Source organism: Nitratireductor pacificus pht-3B (genome assembly GCF_000300335.1).
In the GTDB taxonomy this organism is placed as follows: domain Bacteria; phylum Pseudomonadota; class Alphaproteobacteria; order Rhizobiales; family Rhizobiaceae; genus Nitratireductor; species Nitratireductor pacificus.
Map to the genome: position 1 here is coordinate 1 of NZ_AMRM01000022.1, position 17,062 is coordinate 17,062.

17 protein-coding genes are annotated in these 17,062 nt (G+C 64.5%); 5 read left to right on the forward strand and 12 right to left on the reverse strand.

Annotation, left to right across the window (positions count from 1 at the left end):
* Nucleotides 1–178: 178 nt before the first annotated feature.
* Nucleotides 179–643 (reverse strand): toxin-activating lysine-acyltransferase, encoded by a 465-nt coding sequence (locus tag NA2_RS17355; RefSeq protein WP_008598376.1) that lies wholly within the window; start codon nt 641–643, stop codon nt 179–181.
* Nucleotides 636–1,757, reverse strand: coding sequence for a hypothetical protein (locus NA2_RS17360; protein ID WP_157188288.1), 1,122 nt, complete (start codon nt 1,755–1,757; stop codon nt 636–638). Before NA2_RS17360 ends, NA2_RS17355 begins: the two co-directional genes overlap by 8 nt.
* A gap of 297 nt (nt 1,758–2,054) precedes the next feature.
* Here NA2_RS17360 and speD point away from each other — a divergent pair, with 297 nt between their 5' ends.
* Together speD and speE are read left to right on the forward strand one after the other, a co-directional pair.
* Nucleotides 2,055–2,534 (forward strand): adenosylmethionine decarboxylase, encoded by a 480-nt coding sequence (gene speD, locus NA2_RS17365; RefSeq protein ID WP_008598378.1) that lies wholly within the window; start codon nt 2,055–2,057, stop codon nt 2,532–2,534.
* Nucleotides 2,531–3,391, forward strand: a complete 861-nt coding sequence (gene speE, locus NA2_RS17370; protein WP_008598379.1) for a polyamine aminopropyltransferase — start codon at nt 2,531–2,533, stop codon at nt 3,389–3,391. Before speD ends, speE begins: the two co-directional genes overlap by 4 nt.
* A 143-nt stretch (nt 3,392–3,534) precedes the next feature.
* Here the strand turns inward: speE and NA2_RS17375 are convergent, their stop codons facing one another.
* The 8 genes from NA2_RS17375 to NA2_RS17410 form a co-directional block, all read right to left on the reverse strand.
* Nucleotides 3,535–4,176: a glutathione S-transferase family protein gene (locus tag NA2_RS17375; protein ID WP_008598380.1), complete on the reverse strand. Its 642-nt coding sequence runs from the start codon at nt 4,174–4,176 to the stop codon at nt 3,535–3,537.
* A 170-nt stretch (nt 4,177–4,346) separates the two neighbouring features.
* Nucleotides 4,347–5,423 carry a BMP family ABC transporter substrate-binding protein gene (locus NA2_RS17380; protein WP_008598381.1) on the reverse strand — a complete coding sequence of 359 codons (1,077 nt, stop codon included), beginning with the start codon at nt 5,421–5,423 and terminating at the stop codon, nt 4,347–4,349.
* Between the two features lie 49 nt (nt 5,424–5,472).
* Nucleotides 5,473–6,387, reverse strand: a complete 915-nt coding sequence (locus NA2_RS17385; protein ID WP_008598382.1) for an ABC transporter permease — start codon at nt 6,385–6,387, stop codon at nt 5,473–5,475.
* A complete protein-coding gene (locus tag NA2_RS17390; RefSeq protein WP_040678402.1) occupies nt 6,380–7,483 on the reverse strand; it encodes an ABC transporter permease in 1,104 nt (367 codons plus the stop codon). The genes NA2_RS17385 and NA2_RS17390 overlap by 8 nt, the downstream gene beginning before the upstream one ends.
* Nucleotides 7,480–9,084, reverse strand: a complete 1,605-nt coding sequence (locus tag NA2_RS17395; RefSeq protein ID WP_008598384.1) for an ABC transporter ATP-binding protein — start codon at nt 9,082–9,084, stop codon at nt 7,480–7,482. Before NA2_RS17395 ends, NA2_RS17390 begins: the two co-directional genes overlap by 4 nt.
* A 109-nt stretch (nt 9,085–9,193) precedes the next feature.
* Entirely contained in the window at nt 9,194–9,949 is a 756-nt protein-coding gene (pcsA, locus tag NA2_RS17400; RefSeq protein WP_008598386.1) for a phosphatidylcholine synthase, read from the reverse strand.
* Between the two features lie 9 nt (nt 9,950–9,958).
* Nucleotides 9,959–10,573, reverse strand: a complete 615-nt coding sequence (locus tag NA2_RS17405) for a DUF1326 domain-containing protein (protein ID WP_008598387.1) — start codon at nt 10,571–10,573, stop codon at nt 9,959–9,961.
* Nucleotides 10,574–10,589: 16 nt separating this feature from the next.
* Nucleotides 10,590–11,480 (reverse strand): DUF2182 domain-containing protein, encoded by an 891-nt coding sequence (locus NA2_RS17410; RefSeq protein ID WP_008598388.1) that lies wholly within the window; start codon nt 11,478–11,480, stop codon nt 10,590–10,592.
* 144 nt (nt 11,481–11,624) lie between these two features.
* On the opposite strand from NA2_RS17410, the gene NA2_RS17415 reads away from it, so the two are divergent.
* A complete protein-coding gene (locus tag NA2_RS17415; RefSeq protein WP_040678404.1) occupies nt 11,625–12,845 on the forward strand; it encodes a UbiH/UbiF family hydroxylase in 1,221 nt (406 codons plus the stop codon).
* On the opposite strand, the gene NA2_RS17420 is transcribed toward NA2_RS17415, so the two are convergent.
* Nucleotides 12,808–13,770, reverse strand: coding sequence for an AEC family transporter (locus tag NA2_RS17420; protein WP_008598390.1), 963 nt, complete (start codon nt 13,768–13,770; stop codon nt 12,808–12,810). The two genes, NA2_RS17415 and NA2_RS17420, sit on opposite strands and share 38 nt — an antisense overlap.
* A gap of 176 nt (nt 13,771–13,946) precedes the next feature.
* Between NA2_RS17420 and hspQ the strand changes: the two genes are divergently transcribed.
* A complete protein-coding gene (gene hspQ / locus NA2_RS17425; protein WP_008598391.1) occupies nt 13,947–14,270 on the forward strand; it encodes a heat shock protein HspQ in 324 nt (107 codons plus the stop codon).
* Nucleotides 14,271–14,337: 67 nt separating this feature from the next.
* Here hspQ and NA2_RS17430 read toward each other — a convergent pair whose 3' ends face one another.
* Nucleotides 14,338–14,964, reverse strand: a complete 627-nt coding sequence (locus tag NA2_RS17430) for an invasion associated locus B family protein (RefSeq protein WP_008598392.1) — start codon at nt 14,962–14,964, stop codon at nt 14,338–14,340.
* A gap of 356 nt (nt 14,965–15,320) precedes the next feature.
* Here NA2_RS17430 and NA2_RS17435 point away from each other — a divergent pair, with 356 nt between their 5' ends.
* Nucleotides 15,321–17,054, forward strand: coding sequence for an extracellular solute-binding protein (locus tag NA2_RS17435; protein WP_008598393.1), 1,734 nt, complete (start codon nt 15,321–15,323; stop codon nt 17,052–17,054).
* Nucleotides 17,055–17,062 lie beyond the last annotated feature (8 nt).

A 17,062-nucleotide genomic window follows, 5' to 3' on the forward strand; every position in this document is an offset into this window, starting at 1 on the left:
CCGTGCAGGGTTCCCGCCACTCATACGGTCGGCGATCGTGTTTGATCGTCCACCGTATCTGCGCCCGGCATGCGGGCCTCTGCATCCCATGCATCTGCCCGAAACCAGGATCTGGACTGAATGTGGTCGTGCGCGGCTGCCGGAGCGGTTCATCGTTCCAGGGAAACGCTGCCCGGCCCTATCTCATCGTCTTGGAGGATTGCCTGGAGCCGGGCGGTTGGCCCAGCCTGACCCTGCTGTTCTTGACGCAGCGCAGACTGCCGTCGCGATGTCGACGAATGCCACTGACGCGTTCAGTGAGGAAGCCGCAGCTTTTCAGGTCATGTATCACGGCGCGGCTGTTGCCATGTGGCGCGATGAAGTCGTTTATGAACAGGCAGGGCCCGCAGTTCCATTCATGGGCGTGCAGCGCCCGGCAGGTTTGGAGTATTTCCTCCTCGACGGCCCCGTCGAGCCATGCCCAGGTGACCATGCCTTGCGGTACATGATCATCCGCCAGATAGAAGCGGAACTGGCCGCGGTTGAGGGGCGGAAGGATCTCCACGGCGATGTAGGGACTCGCGGGGAACGCGCGGTGGTAGTCGGAACGCGCCAGCAGTTCGAGGGCGTAGCCGATGCCGGCATAGAGGTCGATGTCAGACATTTGCCGCCGCCTCCGGTTCCGTCGTGCGTTCGTGGCGATCGGCGCGTAGCGCGACCTCCGGCAGATGCAGGCGCAGGCTGCTGGTGAGGACATCCTCGGCGCCAGGGAACGCGCGGCACCTGACGCCCGATTGTACCGGTTCGGCCGCCACGGGATCCCAGGTCGCATATCCCGCCGGTTCGCCGTCATCGTTCAGGGTAATGAAGACTGAGCGCGTCTTCATGCAGTTGAGGAGATCGGCATGGCGCTTGCCGAGACTGTCCCCGCCCCCGCCTTGATCGGCCTGCATGTCGAGCAAGGCGATCGCACCGGCGTGACGGTAGGCATCACCCGGTCCGCCGGCGGCCGCAGGGAGTGGCGGCAGAGCCACGGGGAATGGCAGCACGGGAAAGCGCGCCAGAATGGCCGGCGCGGCCGGGCCGGCGCAGAACAAGGCGGTTCGGTCGTTCTGACAGGCGTCGCGCAGGAACGCGGACGCCATCAGCCGCGCGACGGGATAGTTCCATCGATAGTCGTAGCTCGGTGATTCCGCATGCAGTGCACGGGACAGCAGGTCCGCATCCCGGATCAGGTAGATGGTGTCCGATGCATGCCAGGCGGACTTCAACGCCCTGACGAGCGTGGGTCGGTGCATCGCGGCCCAGCGGATCAGTGCAGCCTCCCCCAGAAAGGCGCAGACTTCGCGCTGCACGGGCGGCATCGGGGCGCCGCGCGAGGCGGCGATCTGCGTCACATGGGCCAGTTCATGGGCGACGTCCAGCATGTCCACGGGCCGGCCGCGATAGTCACAACTGACAAAGGGAGATGTCGTCGCATCGCCATGGTGGGTGAACGGCCGGCCCGGCTCTTGCCCCTGCCGACCTGCCTCCAGGAACCGTGGCGTCTCTTCGCTTGCTTTTCTGATCGTCCCGGCAAGCTGCGGGAGAAACGCCTCCAAGGCGAGTGTCGCAATCTCCCATGCCTCGGAAGCGGGGATCGGCGGAGCGTGCCCTGCCGAAAGATCGACGGTGTGCCGCAAGGCGCGGAGACGGTCCGCGATCTTCAGTAAGGTGACGACTTCATCCCTGTCTAATCGACATACATGCAGCCATTCATTCAAGGCGCAAATATTCATGTCACAAATTTCATTTCTAAAATTATTATTTGAAATAATATAGGAAAATCAATAACGTAGGAATTCATTGATGATTACTTTAGTTGGCTCTTATGTCAACGCACAAATCTTGTTTCGGCCGTTTTTCTGCCTCGAGAAAGGGAACAATCCGGTCGTGAAATGCGCTGGAGAGGATCAGTTTCGAGGCGGTCGATTTCCCGTCCCGGAATGCGATTGTGCTTGCGACCCCGGCCCGCTTGCCTATATACGGGCGGCGCCTGAATGGTCAGGCCACATCTGCTGGTTGGAGAGGACGCCATGTCGCAAGACGCCCTTTTCCAATTGGGGATGGATTCAGTTGTACTGAACACCGCCCAAAAGGAAGAAACAGTCGATTCGCAGCCCGTCACGGCGGTTTGCGATAACAAGGATCACTTTATCGAGAAGGACGGCGTTCTGTGCGCCGGTTCGCATCTCATCGTCGATCTGTTCGAGGCCGCGCGCCTCGATGATCTGCCCTATATCCAGGAAACGCTGGTGAACTGCGTCGATGCGGCGGGAGCCACATTGCTGCACATTCACCTGCATCCGTTCGAGCCGAATGGCGGCGTCAGCGGCGTTGCCGTGCTCGCCGAAAGCCACATCTCCATTCACTCCTGGCCCGAGCGTGGCTATGCGGCGCTCGATATCTTCATGTGCGGGGACGCGGAGCCAGAGCGCTGCATCGAGGTGCTGCGCGATGCCTTCTCGCCCGGGCGCATGGAGGTCAAGGAGCTGCTGCGGGGGCGGAGCGCGTGAGCGGCAAGAAGACCGTCTCGGAAACGCTGCATGGCGGCATCCGCGTCGATTTCGACGCGGATGAGGTGCTCTATGAAGAAGGCACCGGCCATCACCGCCTGGCGCTCATCCGCAACCGCCTGTTCGGCAAGGTCCTGCTGCTCGACGGCGCGGTGCAGGTCACCAGCGCCGACGAATTCATGTATCACGAGATGATGGCCCACGTGCCGCTGACGGCGCATGCCGACCCGCGGGACGTGCTGATCATCGGCGGCGGCGATTGCGGGCTGGCGGAGGAAGTGCTCAAGCACGACCGCGTGCAGCGGCTGACGCAGGTGGAGATCGATGCCTCGGTGGTCGATTTTTCGCGGGAGCATTTCGCCGAGTTCAACGCACCGGTCTTCGACGATCCGCGTTTCGCGGTGGAGATCGCGGATGGCGCAAGATTCGCCGCCGAGACGGACAGGCGCTTCGACGTGATTCTCGTCGATTCGACCGATCCGACGGGACCGGGCGCCGTGCTGTTCACGCCTGAATTCTACGGCAATCTGAAGCGCATCCTGCGGCCTGGCGGCATCGTCATCAGCCAGAACGGCGTGCCGTTCCTGCAACCGTCCGAGTTCAAGACCGCTATGGGAGCACTGGCGTCGGTTTTTGCCGCGACAAGCTGCTACCTGGTGGCAGTGCCCACCTATTTCGGCGGGCACATGACGCTCGGCTGGTCGTCCGACGATGCGGAGGCGCTGCACGTGCCCGAGGAGACATTGTCGGCGCGTGCCGCGGGTATCCAGACCCGCTATTATACCCCGGCGCATCACAGGGCGGCCTTCGTGCTGCCGCGCTTCATCCAGACCCTGTTCGACGAAGCCGTGACTTAGACCCGTTCAACGTTTCACAGAAGTGCTGAACGGGTCTATGTCTTTGTTTTTCCGCGTTTATGCGGGCGTCATGTGATTCCACCTGACTGCAAAACGCTATAGGCTGCGGCCGGGCGCCCTGCCCTGCCGGTTCCATCGCTTGCCTATGCTCCCGCGCCAGCCTCGGCGAAGAACGGCACCTGCGCGGCAAGCTCCATGTCCTTTTCCATGGCGCGACGGTTGGCCGGCCGTTCCTCGACGCGGGCCAGATACTCCTTGAAGATCGGCCTTTCCGGCAGGGCATGCATGAAGTTCATCGTGTAGGCAATGCCGGAGGCAAGCTGCGTATCAGCCGCGGTGAAACGATCGCCCGCGGCAAAGGGGTGCGCCGTCAGCCGTCGCTCGATATTCGCAACCATGTCCTCGAAGGTTCCGAACGGGAACTGGTTGCCGGTGTACTCGAAATTCTGAACATTGGCGCAGATGACGGGATCGAAGACGGAATCGCTATACACGAGCGAGGTCAGATAGGCGGCGCGGTCGGGATGGTCGAAAGCCGGAGCGAGGCCCGCCTCGGGAAAGCGGTCCGCCAGATAGATGGTGATCGCCGCACGCTCCGTCACCACCAGCCCGTCATGGACGATGGCCGGCACCTTCTTGCTCGGCTGGATTTGCCGGTATGCTTCCGGAACGCCTTCCTTGGCGCGGATATCGACCAATTCGATTTCATAGGGAACGCCAAGCTCCTCCATCAGCCAGAGAATGCTGGACGAGCGAGACCAGGGGGCGTGATAGAACTTCAGCATCGTTGGAACCCTCATTGTTGATGGAACCGACAATAGCAAAGTCCTCCTGACACCAGACTGTCAGGAGCTTGACCCGTGCGGATGTCAGGAGCTGAAAAGGCGGTCCTGCACCTATCCTGCATTAAAAAGGGCGGCACGAAGCCGCCCTTTTCCTCGGTACATGCTCTGCGTCAGTTGGGCAGCTTGTCGTCGATGCCCTTGATGTAGAAGTTCATGCTGAGCACCTCGCCGTCCGGCGCCACCTGGCCTTCCGCCAGCCATTCCGAGCCGTCCTGCTTGGCGACCGGGCCGGTGAACGGGTTGAAGCCCTCGTCCTTGATCTTCTTCTCGACGGCTTCGGCGGCGGCCTTCACGTCGTCGGGCATGTTGGTATAGGGCGCCATCACCACATGGCCGTCCTTCATGCCGCCCCACACGTCGATCTGCTCCCAGCTTCCGTCGATCACGGCCTGGACGCGTTCGATGTAGTACGGGCCCCAGTCGTCGACGATCGAGGTCAGCTGCGTCTCGGGCGCGAACTTGATCATGTCCGAAGCCTGGCCGAAGCCCTTGATGCCGCGCTCGGCGGCGACCTGCAGCGGGGCGGTCGAATCGGTGTGCTGCGTGATGATGTCGACGCCCTGGTCGAGCAGCGCCTTGGCGGCGTCGGCTTCCTTGCCGGCGTCGAACCAGGTGTTGGCCCAGACGATCTTCACCTGAAAGTCGGGATTGACCGACTGCGCGCCGAGCAGGAAGGCGTTGATGCCCATCACGACCTCGGGGATCGGGAAGGAGGCGATGTAGCCGGCAACGCCCTTCTCCGACATCTTGGCGGCGATCACGCCCTGCACGTAGCGGCCTTCATGGAAGCGCGAATTGTAGGTCGCGACATTCGGATGGTCGCGCTTGAAGCCGGTGGCGTGCTCGAACTTGATGTCCGGGAACTTGGCCGCGACCTTCTGGACGGGGTCCATGAAGCCGAAGGAGGTGGCGAAGATGATGTCGCAGCCGGAGCGAGCCATGCGTTCCAGCGCGCGCTCGGTGTCGGCGCCCTCCGGCACGCTCTCCAGATAGGCGGTCTCGACCTTGTCGCCAAAATGCTTCTCGACGTCGAGCAGGCCCTGATGGTGCTGGTAGGAATAGCCGAAGTCGCCGATCGGTCCGACATAGATCCAGCAGGCCTTGGTCTTGTCCTGAGCCGCGGCGGGTGCGGCGGCCAGTCCGAGCATGGCGGTCCCTGCGGCCAGGGCTAGGGTGAGTTTCTTCATGTTGACGTCCTCTCTTTCGTTGTCTGAGTTCCCGCGCCTTGGCGAACGTTCATCGTGCCGGCACGAACGGCCGCCCCAGGCACGACGGCGTGTTGACCATGGTCAGCCTCCTGTTGCGGGAGATTAGAACAAGTACGACGATGGTTGCCAGATACGGCAGCGCGGAAAGGAACTGCGAGGGGATCGATACACCGATCACCTGCGCATGCAACTGGCCGATGGAGACCGCGCCGAACAGATAGGCGCCGGCAAGCACCCGCCAGGGCCGCCAGGACGCGAAGACGACCAGGGCGAGCGCGATCCAGCCCCGCCCGGCGGTCATGTTCTCGATCCATTGCGGCGTATAGACCAGCGACAGATAGGCGCCGGCAAGCCCGGCGCAGGCGCCGCCGAAAGCCACGGCCGCATAGCGCACGGCAACGACCCTGATTCCCAGCGCGTGGGCCGAATCGTGGTTGTCGCCGACCGAGCGCAGGGTGAGGCCGGCGCGCGTGTAGAACAGGAAATAGGAGACGCCGGCCACCAGCAGGATGGAAATGTAGAACAACGGGTCCTGGGCGAACAGGAAGCGACCGACATAGGGCAGGTCCGAAAGGACGGGTATGGCGATGGGGCCAAGCTTCAGGCCGGGCATGCCGATGAAGGCTTCCCCGATCATGCCGGAAATGCCGAGGCCGAGCAGGGTCAGCGCCAGGCCGGTCGCCACCTGGTTGGTGACCAGCGTCAGGGTCAGGAAACCGAACAGCAGCGAGAACGCCGCGCCGACCAGAACGGCGGCGAACACGCCGAGCCAGGGCGAGCCGGTCGTGATGGCGACGCCGAAGCCGGTGACGGCGCCCATGATCATCATGCCCTCGACCCCCAGGTTGAGGACGCCCGAGCGTTCGACCACCAGTTCACCGATGGCAGCGATCAGCAGCGGCGTGGCGGCGGTTGCGATGGTGATCAGGACCGATTCAAACATTCTGCGCCACCTCCCGGCGTCTTGCGGTCGCGCGGCCGGCAAGCCGGATGCGGTAGTGGATCAACGTGTCGCAACCGAGCACGAAGAACAGCAGCATGCCCTGGAAGGCGCGCGCCGCCTTGTCGGACAGGCCGATGGAGATCTGCGCCGCCTCGCCGCCCAGATAGGAAAGCGCCAGGACGAAGCCGGCGGCGACGATGCCGAGCGGATTGAGGCGGCCGAGAAAGGCGACGATGATGGCGGTGAACCCGTAGCCGGGCGAGATCGACGGCTGCAGCTGGCCGATGGCGCCGGCGACTTCCGAGATGCCGGCGAGCCCCGCCAGGCCGCCCGAGATCAGGAAGGCGACCACCACCATGCGCGGCGCGCTGAAGCCGGCGAAGCGCCCTGCCCTCGGGCTCTGGCCGAGAACCCGGATCTCGAATCCTTTCAAGGTCTTGCGCAGAACGAACCAGAGGACGAGAGCGGCGACGACGGCGAAGACGATGCCCCAATGGGCGCGGCCGGCCGAGGGCAAGAGCTCGGGCAGGATGGCAAAGGCGTGGAAATCCCGCGTTTCCGGAAAATTCATGCCGCCGGGGTCGCGCCAGGGACCGCGCACCAGCCAGTCGAGAAAGAGCTGCGCCACATAGACGAGCATCAGGCTGGTCAGGATCTCGTTGGTGTTGAACCGCGCCTTGAGGAGAGCCGGCACCGCCGCGTAGGCAGCGCCGCCGGCAACGCCCATCAGCATCATGAGCGGCAGGACCGACCAGTTCTGGAAGTCCGGGAAGACGACCGGCAGGATGCCGCCGGCGATGGCGCCCGCGATGAACTGGCCTTCCGCGCCAATGTTCCAGTTGTTCGACAGGAAGCAGACGGAAAGCCCGACGGCGATCAGGATCAGGGGGGCGGCCTTGACCGCCAGCTCGTGCAGCGACCAGGTCTCGCGCAGCGGGTCGATGAAATAGTAATACAGCGCATCCAGCGGGTTCTTGCCAAGGACAGAGAACATCACGGCGCCCGCCGCGACGGTCAGGACCAGGGCGATCAGCGGCGAGACGGCACTGAACAGGGCGGAACGCTGCGGGCGCTTGACGAGTTCGAGGCGCATCATGCCTGCTCCGTGGCGTTGTCGAGGGCGTTGTCGATGGTGTGTCCGGGCGCGGCGCCGCCCATCAGCAGGCCCACTTTCTCGAAACTCGCTTCGGCGATCGGCAGGGGCGCGGAAAGCCGCCCGTCATGCATCACGGCGATGGCGTCGGAAATTTCGAACAGCTCGTCCAGGTCCTGACTGATCACCAGAACCGCCGAGCCCGAGCGCGCCAGGTCGATCAGGGCCTGGCGGATGCGTGCCGCCGCACCGGCATCGACGCCCCATGTCGGCTGGTTGACGATCAGCACGGCGGGCTGCCGGTCGAGTTCGCGGCCGATGATGAATTTCTGCAGATTGCCGCCAGACAGGGCGGCGGCTTCCGGATCGGTTCCACTCATGCGCACGTCCATCGTCTCGACGATGCGTTCTGCGGCGGCGGTCAGCGCGCCCTCGCGCACGGTGCCGAGCGGCCCGAGCAGGGATTTCCCGTCGGTCGCGTGCCGGGAGAGCAGGAGGTTCTCGGACAGGCGCATATGGGGTGCGGCGCCATGGCCGAGGCGCTCCTCGGGAACGAAACCCGCTCCCAGCAGGCGGCGGCCGGAGATCGACAGGCGCCCGCAATCCATGCCGCGAATGCGCACGACGCCGGCATGTTCCTGCAGGGCCTCGCCTGACAGCGCCTCGAACAGCTCGCCCTGGCCGTTACCGGCCACGCCGGCAATGCCGAGAACCTGGCCGGCGCGCACCGTCAGCCTGATCTCGCGCAGCGGCACCGCGAAGGGATTGGCGGCCGGGCGGCTCAGCCCGCTCACCTCGAGCAGCGCTTCATGGGCGCCGCCGGCATCGGCCGGGCGGCTGACGGCCTCGACGTCGTTGCCGACCATCATGCGGGCGAGCGACGCCGCAGTTTCCTGGCGCGGGTCGCAATGGGCCACCACCCTGCCGTGCCGCAGCACGGTGGCGCGGTCACACAGACGCTTCACCTCCTCCAGCCGGTGCGAGATGTAGAGGATGGATTTCCCCTCGTCGCGCAGCGTCTCCAGCGTGTCGAACAGCTTGTCGGCCTCCTGCGGGGTCAGCACGGACGTCGGTTCGTCGAGGATGATCAGATCGGGCTTCTGCAGCAGGCAGCGGATGATCTCGATGCGCTGCCGCTCGCCGACGGAGAGATCGCCCACATGGGCAAAGGGATCGAGCGGCAGGCCATAGGTTTTCGACAAGGCCCGCGCCCGCTCGGCGATCTGCATGATCGGCGCCTTCTCGTCGAGCGACAGCATGATGTTTTCCGCCGCCGTCAGCGCCTCGAACAGCGAGAAATGCTGGAACACCATACCGATGCCGAGGCGCCGCGCGGCGCCGGGCGTCGGGATCGTGACCTGCCGTCCCTTCCAGCCGATCGTGCCCGCCGCCGGTTCCAGAGCGCCGAACAGCATCTTGACGAAGGTGGATTTGCCAGCGCCGTTCTCGCCCAGCAGTGCATGGATCTCGCCGCGGTCAATCGTCAGGTCGATCGCATCGCAGGCTTTCAGCGTCCCGAAAACCTTGGTCAGGCCACGGACATCGAGCAGGCCGCCGGCCTCGCCGTCGCGTTGTGTCTCCACCCCGCCTCCGATTGTCTTCATTGTTGTTTTGTTCCCGGCCAGATCATAGGCGGACAGTTTTCCCTGTCATTAGTCGTGTTTTGCTTGAAAGTGCTTCACCGTCAGCGCGCAACTGCGTGCCGGGGCAGGGTCAGGCGCCCCGGCGTCCTCCCCCGAGATTCGGCAGGAACTGCATCACCATGCCGATAATGAAAAGATAGAGGCCGGTGACGCCGATGCCGACCCGCACGATCTGCTCCGCCTGCATGTCCTGCCACAGGGCGGCGACACCGAAGGCGCACCAGGCGAGGAAGATCGTGAGATTGACCGGGCGCAGGCGCTTCACGCGCACCGGATGCAGGAAGTAGAGCGGCATGAATGTCAGCAGCGCCGAGACGATGACGACGGCGAAGGAGATATATTCGCCGGGCCTTGTGACGAACAGGGTGAAGACCACCATGTTCCACACCACCGGAAAGCCCTTGAAGAAGTTCTCGCGCGTCTTCATGCCGGTGTCGGCATAATAGATGGCACTGCTGACGACGATGATCGCCGCAGAGAGGAAGGACAGGCCGGCGCCCATGAAGCCGCTCTGGTAGAGCGCGAATGCGGGGATCAGCACATAGGTGACATAGTCGATGATGTTGTCCAGCATGTCGCCCGACCAGGTCGGCAGGACATGCTTGACGTCCAGCTTGCGGGCAATCGGCCCGTCGATGCCGTCGACGAAAAGGGCGAGGCCGAGCCACCAGAACATCGCCGTCCAGCGCTCCTCGCTGGCCGCGACCAGCGACAGGAAGGCGAGGAAGGAGCCGGACGCGGTCAACAGGTGAACGGAGAAGGCACGGGCCTGCGGCGCGGTGACCTTCTTCTTGATGACCGGCTTCCTGATGATGGGCCTCCTCATCGGCATCGCCTATGGTCCGCGCCAGTCGAGCGGGCAGATTTCCGCCGAGCGGCCCGCAAAGTTCCAGTTGCGGCCGAAGGCGCGCATGCGGCTTTTCTCCGAGCGGGCGACCGTGATCTCGGGCGCGATCCAGTACTGCGAATTGGAAATGACCGTGTCGCCCTCGCCGTCCTTGCCGGCAATCGGCGTGATGGCGCCGTCGATGATCTTCGGGATCTGGAAGATGCGCGTCTTGCCCTCGGTCTCGTAGCTGACCGGCGCGCGTTCGATGCCGAGGAACTGGCCGACGAGGATCGACAGCAGCGCCGTCGTGCCGCCCGCCTTTCCGGAGAAGATCTTGCCGATGGCCTTCTCGGCGTAGATCGAGGCGCGCTCGTCGAGGAACAGGCCGGCCGTCCAGTTGCCGCGGCTCATATAGCCGGGTATCTCCATGATCAGGCCGAGATTGAGGCCCGAAAGATCGGTCTCGCCATAATGCCCCTTGTCGATGCGGAAACCGGCCCAGGTCTGGCAGTAGCCCTCGGTCGGCGGGTGATTGCCGAGCGACAGCACGCATGGACAGAAAACCGTGCAATTGCACGACAGCACCAGCTCGCCCTTCAGCGCCCAGTCCTTCTTAGCCATTCGAGACCCCTCTCCTTCACAGCGAGATTACTAGAAGCGCGAGTGCCCACACAAGGAGCAGGCTCCCGGAAAGCCGTGTGAAAACACGGTTACGACCATGTTTCTCGACGATGACGAAAACACCGAGCAGCGCCATCCAGAAAATGTTCATCGTGCCGACGGCGAGCATCACCAGCATCAGGGCCCAGCAGCAGCCGAGGCACCACAGGCCCTGTTCCATGCCGAGCCGGAACACCGCCGCCGGACGCGTGCTCCATCGGCCGAACAGCGTGGCGAAGGGATTACGGCATTTGACAAGGCAGGCCTCCTTCAGGCCGCTGAACTGATAGGCCCCGGCGATCGCCAGGACGGCCGCGCCCGCCATGCCGCCGAGCGGCGACAGGACGAGACCGCCCGGCTGCATCGCCGCCGCGAGCATGATCAGCCCGGCAAAGCCGAAGGATGCCCCCAGCCAGACGGTCGCGTAGCCGGCGACCAGCACCAGCGGATGAACCGCGCGCGCGCCCTTTGCGGCAGCCGTGTCGGCGATTTCGCAGTAGGTGCGGATCATCGGTCCGGCGGAAGGAAGCATCATGGCGACCGCCATGAGGAACCACATCGCGCTCAGCACCCAGAAGCGCGCCGGTCCCGAGACTGCATCCGCCGGCGCGAGGCACAGCGCGAGAAACGTCTCCGCGAACTGCGGAAGGGGAATGTCGGGAAGCATCGCCAGCAGACCGCCGCCCGGTCCCGCCGCCCGCACGTCGACGGCGGCAAGCCGCACCGCCATGGCCACCAGAGCGGCCCAGGCCAGGACAATGGCGAGGCCGAGGGCGGTGAAGGACAAGGCACGGGCGCGCAGCGCCAGCCCGTGCGCCGCGCGCGCGCCGGCATCGAGATTGGGCAGATCGTCGTCGCGCACGCTCATCTGGAAGACCTCATGGGTGCCTATGCTTGGTGGCTGGGTGCTTTCGCCGCGTTGAACCTTGCATCGGCACACCCCATCATGACAAACGAGAATTATCGGCGAGGTTACCTCTCTTCCTTCGCCACCTTGAATGGACCGATTGTCATGAGCGATAGCGACCACGGGATTCTTGTTGCCGGAACGGGTCCAGCCGGCCTGATCGCCGCCCTTGCGCTGGCGCATCGGGGGCATCGCGTGACCCTTGCCGGTCCCGCACCGGCCGCGCGGGATCGCCGCACGGTGGCTTTGATGCAGCCGGCCCTCGATTATCTCCAGCCGCTCGGTTTCATGGACGCGCTGCGCGACGACTGCGCGCCGCTGCGCGCCATGCGGCTGGTCGACGCCACCGGCCGGCTGATCCGCAGCCCCACCGTCACCTTTCACGCCGGCGAGATCGGCCAGGACCATTTCGGCCTGAACATTCCCAATGCGCGCCTGACTGAAGTCCTCGCCGACACGGTACGCCGCACGGCGTCGATCGACTGGCGCGAAAGCCTGGTTCAAGACTGGAACTGCGCCGCCGACGGGGTGTCGGCCGTGCTCGCCGATGGCGCGCGGGTCGAGGCCCGGCTTGCCGTTGCCGCCGACGGCCGGCAATCGCCGGCGCGCGAAGCCGCCGGCATCGCCGCACGCGCGCGCGCCCTGCCGCAGGCAGCACTGGTGCTCAACTTCGCCCATACGCGTGAGCACGGCTTCATCTCGACGGAATTCCACACCGAGACCGGCCCCTGCACGCAGGTGCCCCTGCCCGGCTCGCGCTCGAGCCTGGTCTGGGTGGTGCGGCCCGAGGAGGCGGAGGTGCTGATGGCCCTGGACGACGCGGCGCTCTCGCTGCGCGTCGAGGAGCGCCTGTCGTCGCTGCTCGGCCGGGTCACGGTCGAACCCGGCCGGCAGGTCTTCCCGCTCAGCCAGCTCATGCCGGCGCGCTTCGGACAGAACCGCGTCGCGCTGGTCGGCGAAGCGGCGCATGTCTTCCCGCCCATTTCGGCCCAGGGGCTCAATCTCGGGGTGCGCGACGTGGAGGATCTGGTGGCGGTCGCCGACGCGTATCGCGACGATCCGGGGAGCGATGCAGCGCTTGCCCGCTACGATGCGAAGCGGCGCCCCGACATTCTGGCGCGCAGCGGTTCGGTCAACCTGCTCAACGCATCGCTGCTGTCGGGGCTCCTGCCGGCGCAGATCGCCCGCAGCGCCGGACTAAGCGTCATCGGCGGCTTCGCGCCGTTGCGCGCCCTGTTCATGCGCGAGGGGATGCGTCCGGGCAGCGGCTTCTCGGCACTCTTCTCGCTCAGGGGAACAGATCGGGCGGCAGGATCCCGTTCGTGATCGCGTAGAGCAGCCCCGTCACGGTGGCCACGGACAGGACCGTGGTGATGAGCACGCTGGCCGAGGCCCGCTCCATCCACACGCCGTATTGCTGGCTGATCACGAAGACGTTCGTGGCGGTCGGCAGCGAGGCGAGCAGCACGGCCGAGAACACCCAGATCTCTGAGAAATCGCCGACCCAGCTCAGGATGACATAGCAGAGCAGCGGGTGAACGATCAGCTTCAGGATGGCGATGGCGCCCAGCTCGTGCGGCACGCGCTTCAGCGGGCGCAGCGCCAGGCTGACACCCATGGCGAACAGCGCGCAGGGGGCGGCCGCCGAGGACAGGTAGGCGAGCAGCCGCTCGATGGGGACCGGAGGCGTCACATGCAGGGCGGCGGCGGCGACACCCGCCGCCGTTGCCAGGATGAAGGGATGCAGGACGATCTTGCGCACCACTTCGAGGGCGAGTTGCAGCGGTCCCTGTCTGCTTCCGCCCGACAGCGCCATCATCATCGGCGCCACGGCGAAGTGCGCGATGTTCTCGAAGCAGAAGATCAACGCGACGGGCACCGCCGCTTCCTCGCCGAAGGCCAGCAGGGCCAGGCCCGGCCCCATATATCCGATGTTGCCATAGGCGGCCGACAGGCCCTTGATCGTGCTTTCGGCGATGCCGCTGCGGCTGAGAAGCATCGAGGCCGCGAACATGAGCGAGAAGACGATATAGGTCGCCGCCACCGCGCCGAAAATGTAGCTCCACTCCGTCAGGCGCTCGATCGGCGTCTTGGCGAGAAGCTGGAAGAACAGCGCCGGCAGCGCGACATAGATGACGAAGGTGTTGATCCAGCCGAGCGCCTCGACCGGCTGGGGCTTTAGCCTGGCGAGCGCGTAGCCGATGAAGATGAGGCCGAAGAACGGCAGAACAAGTCCCGCTACATTCGACATCGTCCGCCCTCGCCCGCCGCCCGTATTGCCTTACCAGGCACATCGAAACGGATGCGCGCTGGCCGATTCCCGCTTCCGCGCTAGCCTGCGCCGGCGGCGCGCGTCAAGCCTGCGGGATTGAATTGTTCCGAAAGCTGCGCCACATAGGGGGTAGAGGTAGATACAGCATGCAAACCATGGGTACAGCAAAGTTCAGCATCGGCCAGGTCGTCCGCCATCGCCTGTTCGATTTCCGCGGCGTGATTTTCGACGTGGATCCGGAGTTCAACAACACCGAGGCTTGGTATCAGGCGATCCCGGAAGAGATGCGTCCGCGCAAGGACCAGCCCTTCTACCATCTGCTCGCCGAGAACGAGGAGACGGAGTATGTCGCCTATGTCTCCGAGCAGAACCTGCTGGTGGATGAATCCGGCCTGCCCGTCCGTCACCCGCAGCTCGCGGAATTCTTCATCGAAACCGCCGACGGCCATTACACGCCGCGCGAGCGCCTGCACCACTAGAAAATGAGTTATTCAAACAAAAACAGGGCCTTGCGGCCCTGTTTTGCGTTTCTTCGGAAAGAAGGTTCTACTCGCCCTTCTTGGCCTTCTCCTGGGCCTCGCGAAGCTTGTCCGTGAACTCCTGATTGTTCTTGTTCACGAAGTCCTGCAGCTTCTTCTGGCGGTCCTCGATGTCGGACTGCGGCAGCGGATCGCCGTCATAGGCGGCGGTGAAGCCGGAGAGCGGCATCTTGATCGGGTTCGGCTGGTTCTGGAAGTTGACCGAGGTCAGGGTCAGCTCTGATCCCTTCTTGAAAGAGGCGACGAGCTGGTCCGTGAGCTGCGCCTCCGCGATGCAGCGGTCCGGCAGGCAGATCGCGTAGTCGATCTTCTGCGTCTGGCCGCCGTCGATCTGCATTCCGATGCCGGGGGGCACCATGCGGCCGGTCGGCACGGTGATCTGGAATACCTTGCGGTTGACCTTGCCCTTGACCTCGATCAGGCTGACGCCGGTGATCATCTGGCCGGTTTCGGCGATCAGGACGTTCTGGACGTTGCAGATGTCGACGTCTTCCTGCTTGGTGCAGGCCTTAAACCAACCCTGCGGCGGCTGTTGCTGCTGCGCGGCGGCAATGCCGGCTCCGCTTGCGGCCACGCACGCGGCGCCGCCAAGGGCGAACAGAGTGCGGATTGCTTTCGCGTTCAGGCTTTTCATATGGCTCAGTTCCTCTAAATGCACAGCGCCAGTCGTATTCCGGTAGTGTCACCTGTTGGTCAAATGCGGCGACAGAATGACCTTTGAGCGCGTGTTACACTGCCCTTGCGGCCAAATCCAGTCCGCGCGGGCATTTCGCTGGACTTTGTGACACGGTGCGGCAAACATCACACGCTCGTGGCCCGCCGCCGCATTCGGCTGTGCTAGGCTCGGCTTCGAATCACGGTCTTTCTTCATCCGACACAGGTGCGGTCATGATCCCCCAGAAACTGTTCCCTCGCCTCGCCCTGGCCGCAGCCCTGCCGATAGCGGGCGTTGCCGTCGCCGCGGAAGGAGACCCGGCGCACGGCGTGGCGATGCACGGGGCGCCCGCCCTGCCCGCGGATTTCACGCATTTCCCCTATGCCAATCCGGACGCGCCGAAGGGTGGCGAGGTCACCTATTGCGTCGTCGGGTCGTTCGACAATCTCAACCCCTTCATCCTGAAGAGCATGCGCACAACGGCGCGCGGCGTGATCGACACCATTTTCGGCAATCTCGTGTTCGAGCCGCTGATGATGCGCAGCGCCGATGAACCCTTCTCGCTCTACGGCCTGCTGGCCGAGAGCGTCATCATGGACGATGAGCGCAGCTTCGCCGAGTTCAATCTCGACCCCGACGCGAAATGGTCCGACGGCGAGCCGGTGACGCCGGAGGATGTGATCTTCACCTACGAGGCCTACACCGAGAAGGGCCGCCCGCCCTATTCGAGCCGCATGGCGAAGATCGAGAAGATCGAGAAGACCGGCGATCACAGCGTGCGGTTCACCTTCAACGATAGCGCCGACCGGGAATTTCCTCTGATCGTTGCGCTGACGCCGATCGTGCCCAAGCATGCGTTCGACATCGAGACATTCGACCAGAGCACGCTGAAGCCGGTGATCGGCAGCGGCGCCTACCGCATCGACAAGGTGGAGCCCGGCACGCGCATCACCTTCGTGCGCAATCCGGAATACTGGGGCGAGGACGTTCCTTCCAAGCGCGGCTACGACAATTACGACAAGATCACGATCGAGTACTTTCTGAACGTCAATTCGCTGGTGGAAGCCTTCAAGAAGGGCATCTGCTCGGTCTATTCCGAATCCGATCCGGTGCGCCGCCAGCGCGGCATCGATTTCCCCGCGGCGCGCAAGGGCGACGTGGTCAGCACCACATTCAAGAACGGCGTTCCGCCGGCCGTCACCGGCTTCTTCTTCAACACGAGGCGAGACAAGTTCGCCGACCCGCGCGTCCGGCGCGCCCTTTCGAAGCTCTATGACTTCGGCTGGGTCAACACCAACATCCTGAACGGCGAGTTCGAGCGGACGCTCAGCTACTGGCAGGGTTCGATCCTGTCGGCGCTCGGCCGGCCGGCCGACGAGCGGGAACGCGCCCTGCTCGCGCCCTTTGCCGACACGGTGACGCCGGACGTGATGGACGGGACCTACGGCAAGGAGGAGATGGCGGGCGCGGAGATCGGCCGCGACCAGATGCGCGGCGCACTCGAAACGCTGAAGGAGGCCGGTTACAGCCTGCAGGGCAACGCATTGGTCAATCCGGCCGGCGAGGCGCTGACCTTCGAGATCGTCGTGACTTCGGAGGAAGGCGAAAGGCTGGCGGCCGTCTACCAGCGGGCGCTGCGCAAGATCGGCGTCGACGTGGCGATCCGCCTGCTCGACGATTCACAGGCGCAGCAGCGCAAGCAGCGCTACGATTTCGACGTCATCATCGCTTCCGTCGGCTTTTCGGGAACGCTCTCGCCCGGCATCGAGCAGGTGACGCGCTGGGGCTCGGAGGCGGCCAAGACCGAGGGCACGTTCAATCTTTCGGGTGCGGCCGACCCGGCCATCGACGCGATGATCGAGGCCATGCTCAACGCCCGTGGGCAGGAAGATTACGTTGCCGCAGTGCGCGCCCTCGACCGCGTGCTGATGTCCGGCGCCTATGTGGTGCCGATGCAGCACGACAGCGATGAATGGGTGGCCTACTGGAACGATCTCGGCCATCCCGAGACAACGCCGCTCTACGGCTACAAGCTGCAGACCTGGTGGCACAAGTCAGGCGGCAACTGAGGAGAGAG